Below are 21247 nucleotides of genomic sequence, written 5' to 3'. Positions count from 1 at the left end.
CATGCCACAGGTCTCCATCACCCTCGCCCAGGGCCGCACTCCGGAGCAGATCCGCGCCGTGCTGCGCGAGGTGCACGCCGCGGTCCTGCGGACCACCGACACCCGGCCCGAACACATCCGTGTCGTCGTCCACGAGGTGCCCCGGACCCACTGGGCCACCGGCGACATCACCCTCACCGAGATGGACGCCGCCGGAGCGCCCCGCCCCGGCACGATCCCCGACGAGCACACCGGCCGGGACGGCAGCCGTCCGCAGGCCACCGCAGCACAGGAGGAGCAGTCATGAGGTTCTCGTTGTTCGTGCACATGGAGCGCTGGGACGAGGAGGTCAGCCACCGCCAACTCTTCGAGAACCTCACCGAGTTGACCCTCATGGCCGAGGCCGGCGGGTTCTCCACGGTGTGGATCGGAGAGCACCACGGGATGGAGTACACGATCTCCCCGAGCCCGATGCCGCTGCTCGCCCACCTCGCCGCGAAGACCTCGACCATCCGGCTGGGCGCCGGAACCATCATCGCCCCGTTCTGGAACCCGATCCGCGTCGCAGGCGAGTGCGCACTGCTCGACGTCATCAGCGACGGACGCATGGAGGTCGGACTCGCCCGAGGCGCCTACCAGTTCGAGTTCGACCGGCTGGCGGACGGACTCCCGGCCGCCGACGGAGGAAAGCACCTGCGGGAACTCGTGCCCGCCGTCAGGGCGTTGTGGCAGGGCGACTACGCCCACGACGGCGAGATCTGGCGGTTCCCCACCACGACCAGCGTGCCCAAGCCGGTGCAGCGGCCCACCCCGCCCATGTGGATCGCCGCCCGGGACCCCGCCTCGCACGACTTCGCCGTGGCCCAGGGCTGCAACGTCATGGTCACCCCTCTGATGAAGGGGGACGAGGAAGTCGCCGACCTCAAGCGGAAGTTCGACACGGCGGTGGCCGCCCACCCCGAGGTGCCGCGCCCCGACCTGATGGTGCTGCGGCACACCCACGTCCACTCCCCGGACGACCCCGACGGCTGGCGCCCGGCCGCCGAGGCGATCAACCGGTTCTACCGGACCTTCGACGCCTGGTTCGGCAACAAGACCGTCCCGCGCAACGGGTTCCTGCCGCCCAGTCCCGAGGCGAAGTTCGCCGACCGGCCCGAGTTCCGGCCGGAGGCGCTACACAGCACGGCGATGATCGGCACCCCGGCCGAAGTGGTCGAGCGACTGCGCGCCTACGAGGAACTCGGCGTCGACGAGTACAGCTTCTGGATCGACAACAGCCTGTCGCACGAGGAGAAGCGCGCCTCGCTGGAGCTGTTCATCAAGGAAGTCCTCCCGGCCTTCCAGTAGCCGGGCCGGTGGACGGCCGATCCTGGGCCGGGATCGTGAGGTGGTCGCGTTCTTGCATGGCAGTGTCGGGGCGCAGGAGAGGTTGACGTGTTCTCCCGACTGCAACTAGCGTCACGTACCATGCAAGAACCCACGGGGTCGACCAAGCGCCTGCAGCAGAAGAGCATGCAGGCCCGGGTCGCCGAAGAACTCCGCCAGATGATCATCAGCGGCGAGCTGCAGCCGGGCTCCAGCCTCTCCGAGATGACGCTGTCGGAGACCTTCGGCGTCAGCCGCACACCGATCCGCGAGGCGCTCAAGCAGTTGCAGAGCGAAGGACTCGTGGAGGTGCGACCCCGGGTCGGCACCTTCGTCGCCGTGCCGTCCCGGCGCGAGATCACCGAGCTGTTCCAGATGAAGGAACTGCTGGAGGGCGCGGCGGCCCGCCTCCTGGCCCTTCGCGGTCGCGTCCCCGAGGTCGAGCGCCTGGCGGACATCCAGCGCGAGGCCGACGAGGCCGTCGAGGCGGGCGACGCGGAGCGGTACGCGCAGCTGGTCCACGACTTCCACGAACTCGTCGTCAGCGGCGCCGACAACACCAAACTCGAAGCGCACTACCGCATGCTCATGAACCAGCTGGCCTACTCCCGACTGGTCCGCAGATCCCTGGCGCAGCCCGGCCGCCTGAGCGAGTCCGACCACGAACACCACCGTGTCCTCGACCTGATCCTGGCGAAGGACGGCGACGGCGCGGAGCGCGTGATGCGCGAGCACGTACGCCGCAGCCACCAGGCGCTGATGGCGGGCCTGGACGACCCGAAGCGCCAGTAGCGGACCGTCGCGGCAGTGAGACGACGTCCTCGTTGTCTCACCGGCTTGCCTCCGTGCCCTGACGGTGCGGCCGCCGCGAAACCGGCCGGGCGAGAGTCCACCGACCCGGTCGCCGGGGCGGCCGTATTGCGGTTGCCGCAGGTCGGCGGGCTCGGATAGGAATCTCGCATGCTGAAGGGCGACAAGGTCGGGCTCAGGGCCCGGCACGAGGACGACATTCCGATCCTGCACGCCGAGCTGTACGACGACGTGACCGTTCACTCGCGGGCCAACGGCCGTCCGTGGCGGCCGGTCGCGGCCGGCTCCACGGGGTCGCACTTCGCGGTGGACGACGAGGACCAGGGCTACGCGGCCTTCTCCGTGGTGGAGCGGGACACGGGCGCGCTGATCGGCAGCGCGATGCTGTGGGGTATCGACACCCACAACCGGATCGCGCACATCGGCCTCGGACTCCTGCCCGCCTTCCGGGGCAAGGGCCACGGCACCGACGTGGTCGCGGTGCTGTGCCGCTACGGTTTCGTCGTGCGCGGTCTGCACCGCTTGCAGATCGAGACGCTGGCCGACAACGGCGCGATGCTGCGTTCGGCCGAGCGCAACGGCTTCGTCCGCGAGGGGGTGCTGCGGTCGGCGGCGTGGGTGCTGGGGGAGTTCGTCGATGAGGTGCTCCTCGGGCTCCTGGCCGAGGACTGGCAGCCGGACCGTCCGCCCGTCCGGGAATCAACGGCGGGGCCGGACGGTTGGAAGAACCGTGGGAGTGGAGGGGACAGTGTCCCCGGGCCTCACCTATAGCCTGCGGGGACGATCGTCCGGCTGAAGCCCCGCAGAGCACATCGCCGCGTAGGCGACCGCCCTCCATTCCCGCACCGCGCAGAGCGGCCCCGAGTGCTGAGAACGCCTCGGGGCCGCGGCGTGTCCGCGCTCTTCAGGTCAGCATGTCCGCCTTTCCGTGACCGGCCGACTTCCTCAACTGGCCGTCGGGACAAGGGCGTAGCGACGGCTCTTTGTCGCCGGAGGGGTTGACGGCGGTATTGGTCTAGGCCTTAATGGCTGCAGTTCGTTCACGTGGACAGAAGTGGTTCGCGAATATGAACGGGCGTGACTTCCTCTACCCCCCGCCGGCGCACCGAGTGCGCCGCGTCCTGGAGGACTCATGCGTCGAAACAGCAGCTACGCACTGGCCGTCGCCGTTGCCGCCGGAGCGGCGGTGGCAGCCGTCCTCGCACCCACGGCGTCCGCAGCGCCGACGGCGGCGAACCCCGGGCCCGGCTTCCCCGCCCGGTACTCGGCGCCGTACGCCGAGACCTGGAACTCCCCGTCCGCCCTCGCCAACGCGCGCAACGCCACCGGCCAGAAGTACTTCACCCTCGCCTTCGTCATCGCCGGCAACGGCTGCAACGCGACCTTCAACGGCGACACGTCCATCACCGACTCCGCCTGGACCGCGGCCATCAACTCCACGCGGGCGGCGGGCGGCGACGTCATCGCCTCGTTCGGCGGTGCCTCCGGCAAGGAACTGGGTCTGGCCTGCACCTCGGTGTCGTCCCTCAAGGCCCAGTACAAGAAGGTCATCGACAGCCTCAACCTCACCCGCGTCGACCTCGACATCGAGGGCTCCACCCTCGACAACACGGCGGCCAACGACCGGCGCAACAAGGCGCTGGCGCAGTTGCAGAGCGAATACGCGACCGCGGGACGCCGGCTCGACGTCCAGTACACCCTTCCGGTCAACCCGACGGGCCTGGAGCAGAACTCGATCAACCTGCTGAACAACGCCAAGAGCAACGCCCTGACGGTCAACCTGGTCAACATCATGACCATGGACTACGGCCCGGCCATGAACATGGGCAAAGCCGCGACCGACGCGGCGACCGCCCTGCACGACCAACTGGGCCGGATCTGGACGGGCAAGAGCTCCGCGCAGCTGTGGGCCATGGAGGGCAACACGCCCATGATCGGCGTGAACGACACCACGGCCGAGGTGTTCACGACCGCCAACGCCACGACGCTCGCCACCTTCGCGGCCGACAAGGGCATTCAGGAGCTGTCCTTCTGGTCGCTGGGCCGCGACAAGGCCTGCGCCACCAACGGCCAGCTCTCCGACACCTGCAGCGGCACATCGCAGAGCGCGTACCAGTTCACCCGCACGCTGCGCTGACCCACGGCGGCACCACACGCGCGGACGGCGTCCAGGACATCCGATGTCCTGGACGCCGTCCGCGTCTGCGTGCTGCCTGCGCGCGGCGGGGCGGCATGGATCCCGAAAGGGTGTGGCCCGCCCCGCTGTTCGACCCGTCGTACGACGTGCAGAAGCTCGGTGAAATATTCCGGCCATGTATTGACATGCGGACGTAACGATTCTTAGCTTGGGCGATCATTTAGATTCGTGAAGCAGGTTCACGAATATGAACGGAGGTGCTCATGGGCGTTCGCCGACGAAGTCGCCGCCTGGCTGCCGTGCTTGCCGCGGCGGGGCTGGCTTTCGGGACGGCCGCCTGTGGTTCCGGCGCGGACACGGCCGGTTCCGATGACCCGAACACCCTGGAGGTGTGGACCCGGAGCAACCCCGATCCCGCCGCCACCTACGACCGGGTCTTCGCCGCCTTCACCAAGAAGACCGGAATCAGGATCGACTATCAGCCGGTCATCAACTTCGACCAGCAGCTCCAGAGCCGGGCCTCCACCAAGGACCTCCCCGATGTGATGATCAACGACACGGCCCTGATGGGGAGTTACCAGAGCCAGGGCCTGCTCAAGGCGGTGGACCCGGACACCATCGCGGGTCACGACGAGATCAGCGCCAAGACCTGGTCCTCCACGGTCGGCCTGGACGGCAGGCACTACGGCATCCCGTACTCCCGCCAGGCCCAGACCCTCATGATCCGCAAGGACTGGCTGCGCAAGCTCGGGCTGAAGGCGCCCACCACCTGGCAGGAGATGCTGACCGTCGCCAAGGCCTTCGCCACCCGGGACCCGGACGGCGACGGCAAGAAGGACACCTACGGCATGGTCGTCCCCGGCAGCGCCACGAACGGCTACGCCGCCTGGTGGGGCGCCAGCTTCCTCTGGCAGGGCGGCGCGAAGATCATCGAGCCGGACGGCGACGGCGGCTACCGCCCCGCCATGGACTCGGCCGCCGCCGTACGCACCGTCACCTGGCTGAAGGACAACCTCTTCTGCGGCGACAACGGTGTCATCCAGCCCGGCGCGGTCAGCGCCGTCACCGGCACCGCCACCAACTTCCAGGACGGCAACGCCGGCATGTACCTCACCGGCCCGTACAACATCGCCACCTACGACGTGACGCCGGGCAAGGACACGTACGAGGTCGTACCCGCGCCCGCCGGGCCCGCCGGCTCCGACGTGCTGGCCGACGGCGAGAACATCTACTTCGGCGCCAAGACCGGCAAGACCGCGCAAGAACAGGCACTCGCCGCCTTCCTCGTCTCACCCGAAGGACAGCGCCTGGCCATGACCGGCAAGAACCAGCCGGTCGTCCGCATCCCCGTCAACACCACGCTGGACGCGGCGGAGGTCCGCGGCGACGCCCGCTGGAGCGTCGTGCAGAAGGCCTACGAGGACAGCTCCGAGCAGTTCCCCAACGCGCCCGACTTCGCCCCCATCAAACAGGACACCGCGGACGCCCTCAACGCCGTGTTCACGTACTGCGGAAGTGACGTCCGCTCCGGTCTCAAGGAGCTCAACGACACCCTCGCCGGTGACCTCAAGGACCAGGACCTGCTGAAATGACCGCCACCGTCACCACACGCCCGCGCGCCGGAGGCCTCTCCAAGAAGGCCGTGCTGCCCTGGCTGTTCCTCGCTCCCGGCCTGCTGCTGGCCCTCGTCTTCAAGTTCCTGCCCATGGGCAAGGGCATCTGGCTCAGCTTCTTCAAGGTGCGGCCCTTCCTCGGCGACAAGTGGGTCGGCCTCGACAACTACACCCGGGTCCTCACCGACCACCGCTTCCAGGACGCGGTCGGCCACACACTCCTCCTCGGCATCGGGCAGTCCCTGGGCTCCATCGTCGTCGGCTTCGCCCTCGCCCTGCTCCTCGAAGGCCAGGCCCGCTCCCTGAAGATCATGCGGACCGCCGTCTTCCTGCCCGTCGTCACCGCGACCGCCGTCGTCGGCGAACTGTGGCGGCTCATGTACTACCCGACCTCCGACGGCCTCATCAACCACGCCCTCGGATTCCTCGGCATCGGACCCGTGCAGTTCCTCGACGACCCCGGCACCGCCCTGTGGGCGACGATGGCCATGGGCATCTGGATCGCTGCCCCCTACAACATGGTCATCATCCTCGCCGGACTCGCCGGCGTGGACCGCTCCCTCTACGAGGCCGCCGCGATGGACGGAGTCTCCCTCCTCCAGCGCCTGCGCCACATCACCCTGCCCGCGATCCGCCCCGCCCTCGGCATCGTCCTCACCCTCGCCGCCATCCGCGGCCTGCGGGTCTTCACCGAGGTCTACGTCCTCACCGGCGGCGGTCCGGCCGGCTCCACCGAGGTCTGGATGACCCGCGCCTACACCCTCGGCTTCACCCGCAACGACATCGGCGGCGCCTCCGCCGCCTCCGTCGTACTGCTCTGCGTGACGTTGCTGCTCACCGTCACCGTCAACTACTTCCGCAAGAGGGGGGACGTGCGATGAGCGCACCCGCCATCGACCCCGTACGGACACCGGCGACGGCCGTCGGATCGCGCCGCACCACCGACAGACGGCGCACGACACCGGCCCGCTTCGACACCGCGCTCGGCTGGAGCGACCGGCCAGGACCCGGTCTCGCCCTGCGGATCCTGCTCTGTGTCATCGCCCTGGCCGTGTTCGCCGCGCCGTTCCTGACGATCGTCTCCGGCGCCCTCAGCACCAACCCGAGCGGCTCCTCGCTCTCCTTCCTCCCGCACCACACGACGTTGCTGAACGTCCGGGTCGCCGGAGAGCGCGGCATCTGGGACTACTTCACCAACTCCCTGGTCATCGCGGGCGGCGGACTCCTGCTCCAACTCGCCGTCTCCGTCCTCGCCGCCTACGCGCTGGCCCGCCACCGCTTCCGCGGCCAGGCCCTGATCCTGACCCTGTTCATGCTGACGATGATGCTCCCCGAGGAGGTCATCGCCATCCCGCTGTCCCTCGTCCTGGGCCATGTCCCGGTCGTCGGGCTGGACCTGAAGGGCACGGTCTGGGCCGTCATCCTCCCGCTCGGAGCCTGGGGCTTCTCGGTGATGCTGCTGACCGAGTTCATGAAGGACATCCCCACCGAGATAGAGGAGGCCGCCCGCATCGACGGGGTCGGCGAGCTGCGCATGCTGTGGCAGGTGATCCTCCCGCTGTGCAAGCCCGCCCTCGGCGTGGCCGGCGTCCTCGGCTTCATCATGATCTGGGACCAGTACCTGCTGCCCCTGATCGCCGCGAAGGACCCCACCGACTACACGGTCACCGTCGCCCTCTCCATCCTGCGCACCGACCCCGAGGTCGGTTCCGGAGTCGTCCTCGCCGGAGCGGTCGTCGCACTCCTCCCCAGCCTGATCGTCTATCTGCTGCTCCAGCGCTCACTGGTCTCCGGCATCGCCGCCGGGGCCACCAAGGGCTGACCGAACCACCCCGGACACGAGGGAGACATGAAGTTCCAAGGAGTCCTCTTCTTCCCGGTCACACCGTTCGCACCGGACGGCTCACTGGACGAGGAACTGCTCGCACGGCACATCGAGTCCGGCGTCGCGGCCGGGGCGGGCGGTGTCTTCGTCGCCTGCGGCACCGGTGAGTTCCACGCGCTGACACCCGAGGAGACCGAGCGGGCCACCCGCGTGGCCGTCACGGTCACCGCGGGCCGCGTGCCCGTCCTGGCGGCGGCCGGCGGTCCCGTCCCGGTCGCCCGCGACCAGGCCGCCCGCATCGCACGCGCCGGCGCGGACGGAATCCTCCTGCTGCCGCCCTACCTCGTCACCGCGCCCCAACAGGGCCTGCTGCGCTACGTCGAGGAGGTCGGCGCCGCCGGCCACCTCCCGCTCGTCTTCTACCAGCGCGGCACCGCCCGCCTCACCGAGGCCACCGCCGCACGCCTGGCCGCCCTGCCCCGAGTCGTCGGCCTGAAGGACGGCATCGGCGACATCGAGCTGATGCACCGCATCGTGCGCGCGGTCCGCGCCGTACCGGGCACGCACGACTTCCAGTTCTTCAACGGCCTGCCCACCGCCGAGACGACCGCCCCCGCCTACCGGGGCATCGGCGTCGGCCTCTACTCCTCCGCGGTCTTCGCCTTCGCCCCGGAGATCGCCCTCGCCTTCCACCACGCCCTGACAACCGACGACGAGCCCCTGGTCACCACCCTCCTCGACGAGTTCTACGGCCCCTTCGTCGCCCTCCGCGACGAGGTACCCGGATACGCCGTCTCGCTCGTCAAGGCCGGAGTGGCCCTCCGGGGCCTGGACGTGGGCGGGGTCCGGGCGCCGCTGTGCGACCCCACCCCCGAGCACACCGCCCGACTCGCCGAACTGATCGACCACGGAATGGAGGTACTGGGCGCATGAGCGGCAGTACGACAGGAACCCGGATCCGCGAACTCATCGTCACCCCGATCGCCTTCCGCGACCCGCCCCTCCTCAACTCCAACGGCGTCCACGAGCCGCTGGCTCTGCGCTGCGTCCTCCAACTCGTCCTGGAGGACGGCACGGTGGGGCTGGGCGAGTCCACGGGCGGGGCGGTACGGCTGGAGCGACTCGAAGTGGCGGCGAAGACCGTCGTCGGCATGGACGCCTTCGACACCACGGCCCTCACCGCCGCGATCGACGCCGCCCTGCGCCCGACCGTCGCCAGTTCCCACGAACGCGGCTGGACCACCTCGGCCGTCGAGGTGGCCTGCCTCGACGCCCAGGGCAGACTCCTCGACCGCCCGGTCAGCGACCTGCTCGGCGGGAAGGTCCGCGACACGGTGCCCTTCGCCGCGTACCTCTTCTACAAGTGGGCCGAGCATCCCGCGCTCGACGGCCGCGACGCGATTGCCGACGACTGGGGCGAGGCCCTGGACCCCGCCGGGATCGTCCGGCAGGCCCGGCTGATGCAACAGCGGTACGGCTTCCGGTCGTTCAAGCTCAAGGGCGGCGTCTTCCCGCCCGACGAGGAGATCGCCGCCATCAAGGCGCTGGCCGAGGCCTTCCCGGGACAGCCGCTGCGCCTGGACCCCAACACGGCCTGGACACCGGAGACGTCGGCCTACGTGGCCCGTCAACTCGACGGCGTCCTGGAGTACTTGGAGGACCCGACCGCCACGATCCCCGGCATGGCCGAGGTAGCGAGGACGTCACCGATGCCGCTGGCCACCAACATGTGCGTGATCGCCTGGGAACACCTCAGGCCGGCCATCCAGCAGAACGCGATCCAGGTCCTGCTCACCGACCACCACTACTGGGGCGGACTGCGCCGGACCCGTGAACTGGCCGCCGTCTGCGAGGCGTTCGGCATCCCGCTGTCCATGCACTCCAACTCCCACCTGGGCATCAGCCTCGCCGCCATGACCCATGTCGCGGCGGCCATCCCCAACCTCGACCACTCGTGCGACACGCACTATCCCTGGAACTCGGCCGACGACATCGTCGTACCGGGCGTGCTGGAGCTGAAGGACGGCGCGGTGCGGGTACCCACCGGACCGGGCCTGGGTGTGGAACTCGACCACGACGCCCTCGACCGGCTCCACCGGCTGTACGTGGACTCGGGCATGACGGGCCGTAACGACACCGCCTACATGCGACGCGTCCAGCCCGACTACGAACTCAGGCTCCCGCGCTGGTGACTTGAGGACGGCCGGGCCCGTCAGGTCCCCGGCGGAGGAGCGAGGAGGACCGGCCACTCGTCCTCGGACGTGAGCAGGTCGTCGAGGGGGACGTCGGCGGCCGCCGTGAAGACGGCGGTCGCCTCGGCCGGCCGGGGCGAGAGGTCCGGGCCGGCCGTGGTCCTGGCCGTCAGCACGATCACCGCCTCCGGGTCGACGGCCGATCGCTCGGGGAAGCCCTCCGGATCCACGCCCACCTGCCGCAGCGCGACGGGATGGACGGCGACCCGCACCACCAGGTCGCCGGCGTCGAAGGACTGCTCGGCCCAGCCGTCGGTCCGGACGAGGTACAGGGCGCCGTCGCCCTCGTAGCAGTACGCGCCGAGTTCGGCCATGGCCCGTTCGCCGGGAGTGCCGTCGGGAGCGACGACGAGGACGGCGAAGGCGGCGTCCGGGGCGTCGGGACTCAGGCCGGAGCGGATGTACAGGCGGGCGGTCATGGGGTGAACCTTCGTAAGGGGAGCGGGACTTCGGCAGCAGTACAGCATGCCGCGCGGCCGTCCGCCGCGAGGCGCCCCTGCTCCCGGCTTCGCCCCGGCTCCGCTGATGCCGACCCGGTCGCCGGCCCCGGACAGGTTTCAGCCCCCTGCCGCTGCCCGAAAGTATGAAACTCCTGATGGAACGGCGTGTCCCAGACGTCGGACCCGGCACGCTTCGATTCCCGGAGGCGGGTCGAGACCAGGGGGTCCATGTGGAACGGCGGCAGGAGCGGAGCCCGTTACGCCACCGCACGCGGTATCTGTTCGACAGGACACTGGCACGCAGCACGGGGACCCTGCTCGGCTGGCTCGCCCTGTGCTGTCTTGCGGTCGTCGTGCCCGTGAGCACGCTGCTGGTGTGGACGGACCCGGACGCACCGCATTCGCTGTCCGGCCGGCTCACCCAGGTCTGGCGCACCAGCGCGGAGACCCTGCGGCTGGGAGTGGCCACCGGCGCGCCGCTGCGGATGCTGCTGTCCGTCCTGCTCGGCCTGATCGCCCTGCTGTGCGTGTCCACGGTCGTCGGAGTCGTCACCACGGGCCTCGGCGACCGGCTCGCGGAACTGCGGCACGGTCGCTCCCGGGTCGTGGAACGCGGCCACACCGTCGTGCTCGGCTGGTCGGACCAGGTGTTCACCGTGGTCGAGGAGCTGATCGCCGCCCGCGCCGCAGGCGACCGTCAGGTGATCACCGTCCTCGCGGACCGCGACCCGGCCGCCATGGAGCGGGCGCTGACAGCCGCCCTGGGTGTCACCGACGGCGTCCGGCTGGAGTGCCGCACCGGAGTGCCGTCCGACCCCGACACACTGCGGCTGGTCAGCCTGGGCGCGGCCCGGGCGGTGGTCGTGCTGCCCGCCGAGGGTCCCGACGGCGACCTGAGGGTCGTACGCATCCTGCTGGCGCTGCGGACCGTGCTCGGCGCGGAGGGCGGCCCGCGCGTGGTGGCCGCCGTGCACGACGGCCGCCGTGTCCCGGCCGCGCGGCTCGCCGTGGGACCGCGTGGCACGGTTCTCGGGACCGACGAGTCCACCGCGCGGCTGCTCGTGCAGTGTGCCCGGCAGCCAGGGATGTCGGCGGTGCTGCGGGACCTCCTGGACTTCTCCGGAGCCGAGTTCCACATCGTCGACGTCCCGCAGGCGACCGGACTGTCCTTCGGCGAGGTGGCGCTGCGCCTGGAGACGTCCAGTGCCGTGGGGCTGCTGCGGGCAGACGGCCGACCACTGCTCACCCCGCCGCCCGGGACCCTGCTGGAGACGGGGGACCGGCTGGTGACCGTCGCCCACGACGACGGCCCGCCGCCCCTCAGCACCCACCGCGCTCCGGTCGACCCCACGGCGGTGGCCCGCACCCGACCGCTGCCCGAACACCCCTACCGGCTCCTGCTGTTGGGCTGGAACCGGCGCGCCCCGCTGATCGTCGCCACCCTGCGCCGCACCGCCCGACCGGGCTCCACGCTCGACCTCGTCACCGGCCTTGCGACACCCTGCGTCCCCCCGCGCACGGACTCCCCGCCCCTGCGGCTCACCCACCACCCCGGCGACCCCTCCGCCCCCGAGACCCTCACCGGCCTCGACCTCTCCGCGTACGACTGTGTCCTCGCCCTGGGCGCCGACCAGCAGACGGGCACGCCTCCCGAACAGGCCGACGACCGGACGCTGTTGGCCATGCTGACCCTGCGCTCCTGGCAGGAGGGGACATCCCGGGCACTCCCCGTGGTGGCCGAGCTGCACGACCACCGCAGCCGGACACTCGCCCCGCTCGGCCCTGCCGGTGACGCCGTCGTCGCCGGAGAACTCACCGCACTGCTGATGGCCCAGATCGTCCACACCCCCGAACTGGCCGCCGTGTTCGAGGAGATCTTCGCCGTACGCGGCGGAGCGCTCGCCCTGCGCCCGGCCGTCCACTACGTCCGACCCGGCCGCGAGGCGTCCTTCGCCACGGTCGTCTCCGCGGCGATGCGCGACGACGAGTACGCCATCGGCTACCGCCCGCACATCCCGCGCCCCGCCCGCTCGCACGGCACCGTCCACCTGTGCCCCGGCAAGTCCGAACGGCGCGTGTGGAACGCCGAGGACGAGATCCTGGTCCTGACACCGGGCCGCACCGAGCCCGCCCCCACCAGCCTCGCCCGACGCACGCTGCCCGCGATGCGCCCCGGACCTGGGGAGCCCGCCGAAGAGCCTGCCGAACCCCAGCGGCCGGACGCACCGCCGACCACGCCCGGAGCCGACCTCCTTCCCTGAGCCACCCGCTATTCCAGCAGCCGCAGTTCGGCGGCCTTGGAGACGGCCGCCGCGCGCGTCCGGACGTCCAGGCTGTGGAAGATCCGGCGCAGATGAGACTTCACCGTGGTCTCGCTCAGAAACAGCGCACGGGCCATCTCGCGGTTGGTGCGCCCCTCGGCGAGCTGCCTCAGGATGTGCCGCTCGCGCTCCGAGAAGGCGGGCGGGGGAGTGCGCATCTGCCGCACGACGCGGTCCGTGACGCGCTCGGACAGGGCGGTGCGTCCCTCGGCCGCGGCCGTGATCGCGTCGTACAGCACCTCTGGCCTGTCGGCCTTCAGCAGATAGCCGGTGGCGCCGGCCTTGAGGGCGCGCGCGATGTCGGCATCGGTGTCGAACATCGTGAGCACCAGCACGCGGGGCGTGTGCATGGACGGATCGGCCGCCGCCTGGTTCAGGAGCTTCCGGGTGACGGCCGTGCCGTCGGGTCCCGTGTCCAGCTGGAGGTCCATGAGGATCACATCGGGGTGGACGCGCGCGGCGACGGCGAGGGCTTCCTCCCCGCCGGCCGCTTCCCCGACGACGGTCATGTCGTCCCTGCCGGACAGCAGCGCGCGCAGCCCCGCGCGGACCACGGCGTGGTCGTCGCACAGCATGATCCGTACCTGTCGCGCGGCGGGTGTGGAGGTCATCGAGAGCCTTTCGCGCGGTGGCAGGAAGAAGAGGAAGACAACGAAGGCAACGAAGACAACGAAGACGAGGAAGACGAGGAAGACGAGGAAGACGACGAAGGCAAGGGGAAGGTCGCCGTGAGGACGGTGCCTTCCCCGGGAGTGGACTCAAGGCGCAGGGTGCCGCCCGCGCGGCGGGCGCGACCGCGCATCGCGGGCAGCCCGAAGCCGCGATCGGCGGCGGAGGTGCGTGCGCCGCGCGGCGGTGGTGTCTCCGCCGTGCCGGGATCGCAGCCCGTCCCGTCGTCGGCGATGTCCAGACACACCTCGTGGTCGAGCCGGGTGAGCGTGATGACCGCCCGGCCCGCGTTCGCGTGCTCCCGCACATTCGCCAGCGCGCCCTGGGCGATACGCAGCGCGGCGCGGGAGACGGGAGGCGGCACGGAAGCGACGGGCCCCTCTTCGTGGAACGTCACGGTGAGGCGGGGCGTCGACTCGCGCAGTGCCAGTGCGGCCAACGCCGTCGACAGGGTGTGATCGGTGAGGTCCGCGGGCGCGAGATCCCGCACGAAGCGCCGGGCCTCCACCAGCCCGCGCTCCACGATCGCGGTGGCATCCGCGATGTGCCGGCGGGCGGCGGCCGGGTCGGTCGACCAGAGCTGCTCGGCGGCCCGCAGCAACATCTGCTGACTGGCCAGGCCCTGCGCCAGCACATCATGGATCTCCGCCGACAGGCGCTGGCGTTCGGCCAGGGTCCCGGCCGCGCGCTCGCTGGCGGCGAGGGACTCACGCGTGGCCACGAGACCGGCGATCAGGACACCCTGGCGTGCGGACTGCCGCTTGAGCCGGACCAGCACAGCGGTCGCGACCGCGGCCACCGCGGGCGGGGCCAGCAGCATGTTCGGGTTCGTCGCACCGCTCCCTCCCCGCAGCTGGGACGCCACGACGAGGGCGGTCAACAGCGCTCCCACGGGGGCGGCGATCCACGTGGGCAGCCGGTGCAGACCGGCGAACAGGATCGGCATCAGGCACCAGGTGGCACTGGGCGCCCACATCAGGAGGACCACCCAGCACATGGACACCCCGGCCAGCCAGCCGAGGTGCCGACCCGTCGGGCGAGCCCCCGGCCGTGGCGCCGGCGCCCACCGGACACCGGCGACATAGACCAGACCGAGGACGGCGTACAGGGAACCGATCGTCAGCACATGTCCCTGGGACCGGTCATGGGTGAGGTAGCGGACGAAGGAGGAGGCGAGCAGCACCAGGAACGCCCCGTGCATGACGGCCGACAGCCATCTCTCGTCCTGCCGCTCGGCCACCTCGGACATCGCTGTCGCCTCACCCATGTTCGCCCCCTCGACGCCGTCGCCTACCGCAGCGGTGCGGCGAGATCAAGACCCGTACGGGTCCGACCTCGCCGTCCGTGCCGTCCGGCCGGAGCGCCCGCACCGCACCCGGCGGCGGACACCTCCCGGCCCATGCTGTCACCAGGCCCAACGGGGCCGTACGCAAGTCCCCCGAGCACCCGTGGAAGACATGCACATCACCTTCCTTCTCCACAACGCGTTCGCCGTCGGTGGAACCACCCGCACCACGTTCAACCTGGCTGCCGCTCTCGCGGAACGCCACCAGGTCCACGTGACATCCGTCTTCAGGGACCGGGCGCGCCCGCGTCTGGACCCGCCACCTGGCGTCCGGATCACCGCGCTGGTGGACCGCAGAGCCACGTCACCCGACAGCACGGACGCCCGCGGCCGCCGGGCCGGCCGCCACTTCCCGCACGGCGACAGCCGGCACCACCAGTACCACCGACTCGCCGAGGACAGACTGCGCGAGTGGTTCGCCACCTGCTCCACCGACGTCGTCATCTCCACCCGCGCCGGTCTCAACGTGATGCTGGCCCGCTTCGGCCCCACCTCCGCCCTGCGCATCGCGCAGGAGCATCTGGTCCACGACGCGCTACGGCACTCCCTGCGGCGTGCGATGAGGCGCTGGTACCCCGCCCTGGACGCCGTGGTGACGATGACACGGGCGGACGCGGCGGCCTACCGCACAGGACTCGGCCTGCGCCGCCCCGAGATCAGGGCACTGCCCAACAGCGTTCCCGTACCCGGGCACCCGGTCCCGCGGCGCACCGGCAAAGTCGTCATGGCCGCGGGACGGCTCACCCGGGTCAAGCGCTACGACCTGCTCATCGACGCCTTCACCCGCATCGGTCCCGAACGCGAGGGCTGGCAACTGCACATCTACGGCTCCGGCCCGGTACGGCTGTACCTGGAGACGGAGATCGAGCGCCGCGCCATGGGCGGGCACATCCACCTCATGGGCCAGGCGACGCCGTTGGCCCCGAAATGGGACACGGCCTCCGTCGCGGCCGTGACCTCGGCGCAGGAGTCGTTCGGCATGACGCTCGTCGAGGCGATGGCGCACGGCGTGCCGGTCGTGAGCACCGACTGCCCGCACGGCCCGCGGGAGATCATCCGGGACGGAACCGACGGCCGTCTCGTACCCCGTGACGACGTTCCGGCCCTGAGTACGGCACTGGCCCAGCTGATGGCGGACGGGGCGCTCCGCGAGGCCATGGGAAGAAACGCCCGTGAGCGAGCCGAGTCCTGTTTCACCCCCGACCCCGTCGCCAGACGCTACGAGACCCTCTTCGACGAACTGCGGCACGCCCGACCACCAGGAACTCCCCGACCCGTCACCCACCACCCTCCCCGAGTGACCCCACCCCTTCCCGTCCTGCGGGCCACCGCGGGCATCACCGTCCGGGGCCTGCGCAGGCGGCTGCGCAGGTGACAGCGCTCCGGCCGACCCGCATCACGCCCCTGTCCTGGAACGGCCGCGCGTCCCCGGCGTGTCAGGTGACCGGACGGCCGACCGCCAGCGTCAGTTCGAGGACCCGCTGCGGCGACCCGAGATCCGGGAACAGCTCCCGCAGCTGCGTCATCCGGTACCGGACCGTCTGGGGATGGACGAACAGCGCCGCCGCCACTTCGTCCCGTCGTCCCTGGTGCAGCAGCCACGCCCGCAGCGTCTCCTCCAGCCGTCGCGCGGTCGCGACGGGCAGGGTCCGCAGGGGTGCGAGGGCGCGGGCGCGCAGGTCCGCGAACGCGTCCGCGTCGGCGCTCAGCACCAGCTCGGGCAGATGGTCCTCGGTGTCGCGGATGTCAGGGGACAGGAACCGCGCGCGGACGGCCCGTGCGTATGAGGCGGACGCACGGGTCCACGGCCGGGCCGGGCCGACCACGGCGGCGCGGTCGGTCAACTGCCTCAGGAGACGCGGTCGGTCGGCATCGGGGACGAGCAACACACCGGTGGCGTCCGGCAGTTCGTCGAGGACGAGGGTGGTCGGGTCGAGCATGCGGTAGGCGGGCCGGGCCTGAGCGGCGGGCAGCAGGACCGCGGTCAGCGACACCGGGGCCTGCCACCCGGCCCGTTGGACGGAGGCCAGCAGCACGTCCGGGCTCGCGCCGGCGAGGAGATCGCGGGCCAGCTGTTCCAGGTGGCGTTCGTGAGCCCTGCCCTGGGCGGCCAGTTCGTCGGCGTGGCCCGCGGCGCTCGCGGCGGAGAGCTCGTCGATGTAGGCGAAGGTCAGCTCGGCGAACTTGGCGACCTCGGCGGCGGGCAGACCCGCAGGCACGGCACCGGCTGCCAGGCCTCGCCAGGCCACACGGGCGCCGACGCGGTACGCGCTGAGGAGGGCGTCCATCGAGCGGCCGTCGCGCACCTCGCCGCGCCCCAGTTCGTACGCCGCGTCGCCGCCGTCGCCGCCTGTGGCGTTGCCGCTCGCGAGGTCGAGGTAGTGCCCCAGGGCGGTGCGCACGGCCCGGCGGATGGTGCCGCCCATGCGGCCCGAGAGCGCGCCCGCGTACGGAGGGACCTCGTCGATGACCGCCTGGACGACCTCGTCGGCGGTGGTCTTCAGCGCGGCCCGCAGCGCGGTGACCGTCTTCTCGTCCAGGGCCAGTTCGCCGGCCCGCTGGATTGCATGACTCACGTTTTTGTTCCCTGCGAACAATTCGGTCGATCAGATTCACGTCCTGCGGTCAGGACTTTACGCCTTGAGGCGCAGCAAGCTGGAGCCATGACGAGTACAACCCTCCGAGGCAGGGCGTGGAAACTGCTGGAGATGGTCACGACGCCGCTTCTGCCGTCGGACTACCTCGACCTGGTCAGCCCGCTGCGCGCGGGCGCCGACCTGCGGGGGCGCATCGAGGCCGTGCAGCCCGAGACGGGCGACGCCGCGACCATCGTGATCAGGCCGGGGCGGGGCTGGCGCGGTCACAGAGCCGGTCAGTACGTGCGGATCGGGGTCGACGTCGACGGGGTCCGCCTGTGGCGCGCCTACTCCCTCACCTCGCCGACGGACCGCCGGGACGGCCGCGTCACCATCACCGTGAAGGCGATCCCGGACGGCAAGGTCAGCAACCACCTGGTCCGGCGGGCGAGACCCGGCACGCTGATCCATCTCGACCATCCGGCCGGTGACTTCGTGCTGCCGCGGGCCAAGCCCGCCAAGGTGCTCTACCTGACGGCCGGCAGCGGCATCACGCCCGTGATGGGCATGCTGCGCGACACGGCGTTCGACGACGTCGTCATGGTCCACTGCGCGCCACGGCCGCAGGACGTGATCTTCCGCGGCGAACTGCACGACCTCGTCACGGCCGGGAAGCTGACGCTGACCGAGGTGCACACCACCACGGACGGCCTGCTCGACATCGCCCGTCTCGGCGACCTCGTGCCCGACTGGGAAGAGCGCGAGACCTGGGCGTGCGGGCCCGCGGGCCTGCTCGACGCCGCCGAGAAGCACTGGGCCGGGCACGGCGTCCCCGAGCGCCTGCACACCGAACGCTTCCGCCCGAGCGTCGTCGTCGCCGGCGACGGCGGCGAGGTCACGTTCAGCGCGACCGGCAGGACCGTCGACGCGGACGGCGCCACGCCCTTGCTGGACGTCGGCGAGGAGGCGGGCGTGCTCATGCCCTCCGGGTGCCGTATGGGCATCTGCTTCGGCTGCGTCACGCCTCTCAAGGCGGGCGCCGTCCGCGACCTGCGTACCGGCGAGATCACCGAGGCCGAGCCGGGCGTCCTCATCCAGACCTGTGTGTCCGCCGCGGCGGGCCCCTGTGACATCGAACGGTAGGAGCACCTTGACCGCCATCGACCCCACCGCCCACCTGACCGCGGAGCAGATCGAGGAGCTCGGCCGCGAGCTGGACGCGATCCGCGACGAGGTGATCGCCAGCCGAGGTGAGAAGGACGCGGCCTACATCCGCAAGGTCATCTCGGCCCAGCGCACGCTCGAAATGGTGAGCAGGGGAGTGCTGCTGTTCTCGATCTTCCCGCCCGCGTGGCTGATCGGCACCGCCGGTCTGTCCGTGGCGAAGATCATGGACAACATGGAGATCGGCCACAACATCCTGCACGGCCAGTGGGACTGGATGCGGGACCCGAAGATCCACTCCACCACCTGGGAATGGGATCACGTCTCGCCGGCCGACCAGTGGAAGCACTCGCACAACGAGCTGCACCACACGTACACCAACGTGATCGGCAAGGACAACGACCTCGGCTACGGCATCATGCGCGTCGACGAGGACCAGAAGTGGCAGCCCTTCCACCTCGGCCAGCCGCTGTGGAACTTCCTCAACGCCTGCTTCTTCGAGTACGGCATCGCCGCCTACGACCTGGAGCTCGGCAAGAACCTGCACAAGCGCCGCCGCAAGAACCCGGAGTTCCGCGCGCGGGCCAGGGCCGTGGGCCGCAAGATCCGCAAGCAGGTGCTCAAGGACTACGTGATCCACCCGCTGCTGTCCGGCCCGTCGTTCCTCACCACGCTCGGCGCCACGTTCACCGCGAACCTGGTCCGCAACCTCTGGTCCCACTCGGTGATCATGTGCGGGCACTTCCCCGAGGGCGTGCAGGTCTTCGAGCGCCGGTCGATCAAGGGCGAGACGCGCGGCCAGTGGTACCTGCGCCAGATGATGGGCTCGGCGAACATCAGCGGCAGCAAGGCCATGCACTTCATGACCGGCAACCTGTCGCACCAGATCGAGCACCACCTGTTCCCGGACCTGCCGAGCAACCGGTACGCCGAGGTCGCGGTGAAGGTGCGGGCGCTCTTCGAGAAGTACGAGCTGGACTACGTCACCGGACCGCTCCCCAAGCAGGTGTTCTCCGCCTGGCACAAGGTCGTCCGGCTCTCCCTGCCGAACAAGAAGCCCACCGTCAGGACACCGGACCGCGAGCAGGAACTCGTAGCGGCCTGACCCCGACTCCTGTCCTACGGCGGCTCCGCGACGGCGTCCCGCTACCAGCCGCGCGCCGTCTCCCGCAGGCGGTCCCGGACGCGGACCACGTCCGGGTTGGTGTCGGCTCCGGGGCGCTGGGCCAGGAAGAGGGTGTTGAGCGGAGGTTCCGCCGGATCGTGCAGGAGTGCCAGGCGGCCGGAGTCCAGGTGCTCCTGGCACAAGGAGCGGGGCAGGACGCTGTAGCCGGCTCCCGCGGTCACCGCCGACAGCACCGCGTACAGGTTCGGCACGGTGACCGCGGGCCGGGCGGTGAGCTGCCTGCCGAGAACCGTGCGCCAGTAGCGCCGCACGATGGGCAGGTCCTCGGCGTACGTGACCAGCGGGACGTCCCGGAGTGAGCCGCACACGTCGTCCGTGCCGTGCCGGGCCCACGCCGGGGCCGCGACCAGGACGTACTCCTCGTCGGCCAGCGGCACCGACGCGAGCGCCCGGCCGCGCGGGCGCCGGGTGGCGATGACCAGGTCGTGCCGACCGGAGCGCAGCTCCTCCAGCAGCGGTTCGGTCAGTCCCTGGGTGACCCGCAGCTGGACGCCGTCGGCGACGAGCGACGCGAGCGCGGGCAGGACCCGCACGCACAGCAGCTCGGAGGGGCCGGCGAGACGGACCGGGGCGGTGTGTCCCGACAGCGGTCCACCGCCGGCCTCGACAGCCGCGAGGGCGTCCAGCGGCCCCGACACCTGCCCGGCCAGCTCGTGCGCGAGCGGCATCGGCTCGACCCCTCGGGGCAGCCGGGTGAACAGTTCACGACCGGTCTGCTGCTCCAGAGCACGGATCTGGGCGGTCACGGTCGGCTGGGAGAGCCCGAGCAGGGGGGCCGCCGCGGTGAACGAGCCGGAGCGGTAGACGGCCAGGAAAGTACGCAGCAGGTTCAGATCGGCGTGCGAGGAGAGCTGCCCGACCTCTCCCTCGGTCCCGTCCTCGACCGCCGTTCGCTTCTTCATGCACGTCAGCGTAGCCCGAGCGGGAATAGGAGATCCGATACCGGACATCGGCTCTCCTATTGGTAGTCCGATCGATGGCGTGCCTACTGTCGAGCCCACACCACCCTGTACTCGGCTCGCCCGAAAGGCACCCGCATGACCACGCAGAACGCCGTCAACTGGCCCGAGAAGTACCTGCCCGGCACCGGCGACAACTTCGTCTCGAACGAGGTGATCGTCCGGAACCTCACCGCCACCCGGATCTGGCACTACCTGACCGACACCTCGACCTGGGAGGGCTACTACGACAACGTCGCCGACATCTCCTTCCCGCAGGGCGGCGGCCCCGAGCTGAAGGACGACCTCGTCTTCAGCTTCGGGACCTTCGGCTTCCCGCCCCTGGCCGCCCGCGTCATCGAGTTCCAGGCCCCGTCCGACGACGTCCCGGGCCGGCTGTCCTGGACGGCGAAGCAGGACGGCGGACCCGCCGAGCGGCTCGACGTGCTGCACGCCTGGCTGGTCGAGGACCTCCCGGGCGACCGGGTCCGCGTCCTGACGCAGGAGACACAGATCGGGGAGCCCGCCGCCGCGCTGGCGGACGAGCGCCCCAACCCCATGCTCAACGGACACCAGGCCTGGCTGGACGGACTGGTCCGCGCCGCCGGAGGCCGCGCCGACGCCTGA

20 protein-coding genes are annotated in these 21247 nt (G+C 70.9%); 15 read left to right on the top strand and 5 right to left on the bottom strand.

The window, feature by feature from the left end:
- Position 1: 1 nt before the first annotated feature.
- The 10 genes from ACIPTO_RS21255 to ACIPTO_RS21210 all read left to right on the top strand — a co-directional run bounded on the left by ACIPTO_RS21255 (position 2) and on the right by ACIPTO_RS21210 (position 9921).
- Positions 2-286, top strand: coding sequence for a 4-oxalocrotonate tautomerase family protein (locus ACIPTO_RS21255; RefSeq protein WP_401194442.1), 285 nt, complete (start codon positions 2-4; stop codon positions 284-286).
- Positions 283-1326, top strand: coding sequence for an LLM class flavin-dependent oxidoreductase (locus tag ACIPTO_RS21250; RefSeq protein ID WP_401194439.1), 1044 nt, complete (start codon positions 283-285; stop codon positions 1324-1326). The genes ACIPTO_RS21255 and ACIPTO_RS21250 overlap by 4 nt, the downstream gene beginning before the upstream one ends.
- 120 nt (positions 1327-1446) lie before the next feature.
- A complete protein-coding gene (locus tag ACIPTO_RS21245) occupies positions 1447-2136 on the top strand; it encodes a GntR family transcriptional regulator (protein ID WP_366315059.1) in 690 nt (229 codons plus the stop codon).
- Positions 2137-2304: 168 nt separating this feature from the next.
- Entirely contained in the window at positions 2305-2925 is a 621-nt protein-coding gene (locus tag ACIPTO_RS21240; RefSeq protein ID WP_401194435.1) for a GNAT family N-acetyltransferase, read from the top strand.
- Between the two features lie 361 nt (positions 2926-3286).
- Complete coding sequence (locus tag ACIPTO_RS21235) at positions 3287-4291, top strand: chitinase (RefSeq protein ID WP_366315055.1); 1005 nt, start codon at positions 3287-3289, stop codon at positions 4289-4291.
- A 263-nt stretch (positions 4292-4554) separates the two neighbouring features.
- Positions 4555-5883: an extracellular solute-binding protein gene (locus ACIPTO_RS21230; protein WP_401194433.1), complete on the top strand. Its 1329-nt coding sequence runs from the start codon at positions 4555-4557 to the stop codon at positions 5881-5883.
- Positions 5880-6785, top strand: coding sequence for a carbohydrate ABC transporter permease (locus ACIPTO_RS21225; RefSeq protein WP_401194431.1), 906 nt, complete (start codon positions 5880-5882; stop codon positions 6783-6785). The genes ACIPTO_RS21230 and ACIPTO_RS21225 overlap by 4 nt, the downstream gene beginning before the upstream one ends.
- Positions 6782-7726 carry a carbohydrate ABC transporter permease gene (locus ACIPTO_RS21220; RefSeq protein WP_366315049.1) on the top strand — a complete coding sequence of 315 codons (945 nt, stop codon included), beginning with the start codon at positions 6782-6784 and terminating at the stop codon, positions 7724-7726. The genes ACIPTO_RS21225 and ACIPTO_RS21220 overlap by 4 nt, the downstream gene beginning before the upstream one ends.
- Positions 7727-7753: 27 nt before the next feature.
- Positions 7754-8662, top strand: coding sequence for a 5-dehydro-4-deoxyglucarate dehydratase (locus tag ACIPTO_RS21215; protein WP_401194428.1), 909 nt, complete (start codon positions 7754-7756; stop codon positions 8660-8662).
- Positions 8659-9921, top strand: coding sequence for a glucarate dehydratase family protein (locus ACIPTO_RS21210; RefSeq protein WP_401194426.1), 1263 nt, complete (start codon positions 8659-8661; stop codon positions 9919-9921). Before ACIPTO_RS21215 ends, ACIPTO_RS21210 begins: the two co-directional genes overlap by 4 nt.
- Before the next feature lie 20 nt (positions 9922-9941).
- On the opposite strand, the gene ACIPTO_RS21205 is transcribed toward ACIPTO_RS21210, so the two are convergent.
- A complete protein-coding gene (locus ACIPTO_RS21205; RefSeq protein ID WP_401194424.1) occupies positions 9942-10400 on the bottom strand; it encodes a hypothetical protein in 459 nt (152 codons plus the stop codon).
- Positions 10401-10651: 251 nt separating this feature from the next.
- On the opposite strand from ACIPTO_RS21205, the gene ACIPTO_RS21200 reads away from it, so the two are divergent.
- Positions 10652-12682, top strand: a complete 2031-nt coding sequence (locus ACIPTO_RS21200) for an NAD-binding lipoprotein (RefSeq protein ID WP_401194422.1) — start codon at positions 10652-10654, stop codon at positions 12680-12682.
- Between the two features lie 8 nt (positions 12683-12690).
- On the opposite strand, the gene ACIPTO_RS21195 is transcribed toward ACIPTO_RS21200, so the two are convergent.
- The gene (locus ACIPTO_RS21195; RefSeq protein WP_401194420.1) at positions 12691-13353 is read right to left on the bottom strand and encodes a response regulator; all 663 of its coding nucleotides are present in this window, start codon (positions 13351-13353) and stop codon (positions 12691-12693) included.
- On the bottom strand, positions 13350-14678 hold the full coding sequence (locus ACIPTO_RS21190) for a sensor histidine kinase (protein WP_401194417.1): 1329 nt from the start codon (positions 14676-14678) through the stop codon (positions 13350-13352). Before ACIPTO_RS21190 ends, ACIPTO_RS21195 begins: the two co-directional genes overlap by 4 nt.
- Positions 14679-14868: 190 nt before the next feature.
- Here ACIPTO_RS21190 and ACIPTO_RS21185 point away from each other — a divergent pair, with 190 nt between their 5' ends.
- Positions 14869-16131 (top strand): glycosyltransferase family 4 protein, encoded by a 1263-nt coding sequence (locus tag ACIPTO_RS21185; RefSeq protein WP_401194415.1) that lies wholly within the window; start codon positions 14869-14871, stop codon positions 16129-16131.
- A 61-nt stretch (positions 16132-16192) separates the two neighbouring features.
- Here the strand turns inward: ACIPTO_RS21185 and ACIPTO_RS21180 are convergent, their stop codons facing one another.
- Positions 16193-17332 carry a PucR family transcriptional regulator gene (locus ACIPTO_RS21180; RefSeq protein WP_401194413.1) on the bottom strand — a complete coding sequence of 380 codons (1140 nt, stop codon included), beginning with the start codon at positions 17330-17332 and terminating at the stop codon, positions 16193-16195.
- A 132-nt stretch (positions 17333-17464) separates the two neighbouring features.
- Between ACIPTO_RS21180 and ACIPTO_RS21175 the strand changes: the two genes are divergently transcribed.
- Complete coding sequence (locus ACIPTO_RS21175) at positions 17465-18475, top strand: ferredoxin reductase (RefSeq protein WP_401194741.1); 1011 nt, start codon at positions 17465-17467, stop codon at positions 18473-18475.
- 7 nt (positions 18476-18482) lie between these two features.
- Complete coding sequence (locus ACIPTO_RS21170; RefSeq protein ID WP_366315032.1) at positions 18483-19601, top strand: acyl-CoA desaturase; 1119 nt, start codon at positions 18483-18485, stop codon at positions 19599-19601.
- Positions 19602-19642: 41 nt separating this feature from the next.
- Here ACIPTO_RS21170 and ACIPTO_RS21165 read toward each other — a convergent pair whose 3' ends face one another.
- On the bottom strand, positions 19643-20584 hold the full coding sequence (locus ACIPTO_RS21165; RefSeq protein ID WP_401194410.1) for a LysR family transcriptional regulator: 942 nt from the start codon (positions 20582-20584) through the stop codon (positions 19643-19645).
- Between the two features lie 135 nt (positions 20585-20719).
- Between ACIPTO_RS21165 and ACIPTO_RS21160 the strand changes: the two genes are divergently transcribed.
- A complete protein-coding gene (locus tag ACIPTO_RS21160; RefSeq protein WP_401194408.1) occupies positions 20720-21247 on the top strand; it encodes an SRPBCC domain-containing protein in 528 nt (175 codons plus the stop codon).

The organism is Streptomyces sp. NPDC090083, assembly GCF_044747445.1.
In the GTDB taxonomy this organism is placed as follows: Bacteria; Actinomycetota; Actinomycetes; order Streptomycetales; family Streptomycetaceae; genus Streptomyces.
Note: the sequence above shows the minus strand (reverse complement) of the source record. Positions and strands in the feature narration are given on the sequence as shown.

Excerpts from the sequence above, each read along its gene's own strand:
- ACIPTO_RS21210 (WP_401194426.1), top strand. The coding sequence starts at position 8,659 with ATGAGCGGCAGTACGACAGGAACCCGGATCCGCGAACTCATCGTCACC.
- ACIPTO_RS21225 (WP_401194431.1), top strand. The coding sequence starts at position 5,880 with ATGACCGCCACCGTCACCACACGCCCGCGCGCCGGAGGCCTCTCCAAG.
- ACIPTO_RS21185 (WP_401194415.1), top strand. The coding sequence starts at position 14,869 with ATGCACATCACCTTCCTTCTCCACAACGCGTTCGCCGTCGGTGGAACC.
- ACIPTO_RS21205 (WP_401194424.1), bottom strand. The coding sequence starts at position 10,400 with ATGACCGCCCGCCTGTACATCCGCTCCGGCCTGAGTCCCGACGCCCCG.
- ACIPTO_RS21195 (WP_401194420.1), bottom strand. The coding sequence starts at position 13,353 with ATGACCTCCACACCCGCCGCGCGACAGGTACGGATCATGCTGTGCGAC.
- ACIPTO_RS21190 (WP_401194417.1), bottom strand. The coding sequence starts at position 14,678 with ATGGGTGAGGCGACAGCGATGTCCGAGGTGGCCGAGCGGCAGGACGAG.
- ACIPTO_RS21175 (WP_401194741.1), top strand. The coding sequence starts at position 17,465 with ATGGTCACGACGCCGCTTCTGCCGTCGGACTACCTCGACCTGGTCAGC.
- ACIPTO_RS21230 (WP_401194433.1), top strand. The coding sequence starts at position 4,555 with ATGGGCGTTCGCCGACGAAGTCGCCGCCTGGCTGCCGTGCTTGCCGCG.
- ACIPTO_RS21160 (WP_401194408.1), top strand. The coding sequence starts at position 20,720 with ATGACCACGCAGAACGCCGTCAACTGGCCCGAGAAGTACCTGCCCGGC.
- ACIPTO_RS21250 (WP_401194439.1), top strand. The coding sequence starts at position 283 with ATGAGGTTCTCGTTGTTCGTGCACATGGAGCGCTGGGACGAGGAGGTC.
- ACIPTO_RS21240 (WP_401194435.1), top strand. The coding sequence starts at position 2,305 with ATGCTGAAGGGCGACAAGGTCGGGCTCAGGGCCCGGCACGAGGACGAC.
- ACIPTO_RS21215 (WP_401194428.1), top strand. The coding sequence starts at position 7,754 with ATGAAGTTCCAAGGAGTCCTCTTCTTCCCGGTCACACCGTTCGCACCG.
- ACIPTO_RS21245 (WP_366315059.1), top strand. The coding sequence starts at position 1,447 with ATGCAAGAACCCACGGGGTCGACCAAGCGCCTGCAGCAGAAGAGCATG.
- ACIPTO_RS21165 (WP_401194410.1), bottom strand. The coding sequence starts at position 20,584 with ATGAAGAAGCGAACGGCGGTCGAGGACGGGACCGAGGGAGAGGTCGGG.
- ACIPTO_RS21255 (WP_401194442.1), top strand. The coding sequence starts at position 2 with ATGCCACAGGTCTCCATCACCCTCGCCCAGGGCCGCACTCCGGAGCAG.
- ACIPTO_RS21235 (WP_366315055.1), top strand. The coding sequence starts at position 3,287 with ATGCGTCGAAACAGCAGCTACGCACTGGCCGTCGCCGTTGCCGCCGGA.
- ACIPTO_RS21220 (WP_366315049.1), top strand. The coding sequence starts at position 6,782 with ATGAGCGCACCCGCCATCGACCCCGTACGGACACCGGCGACGGCCGTC.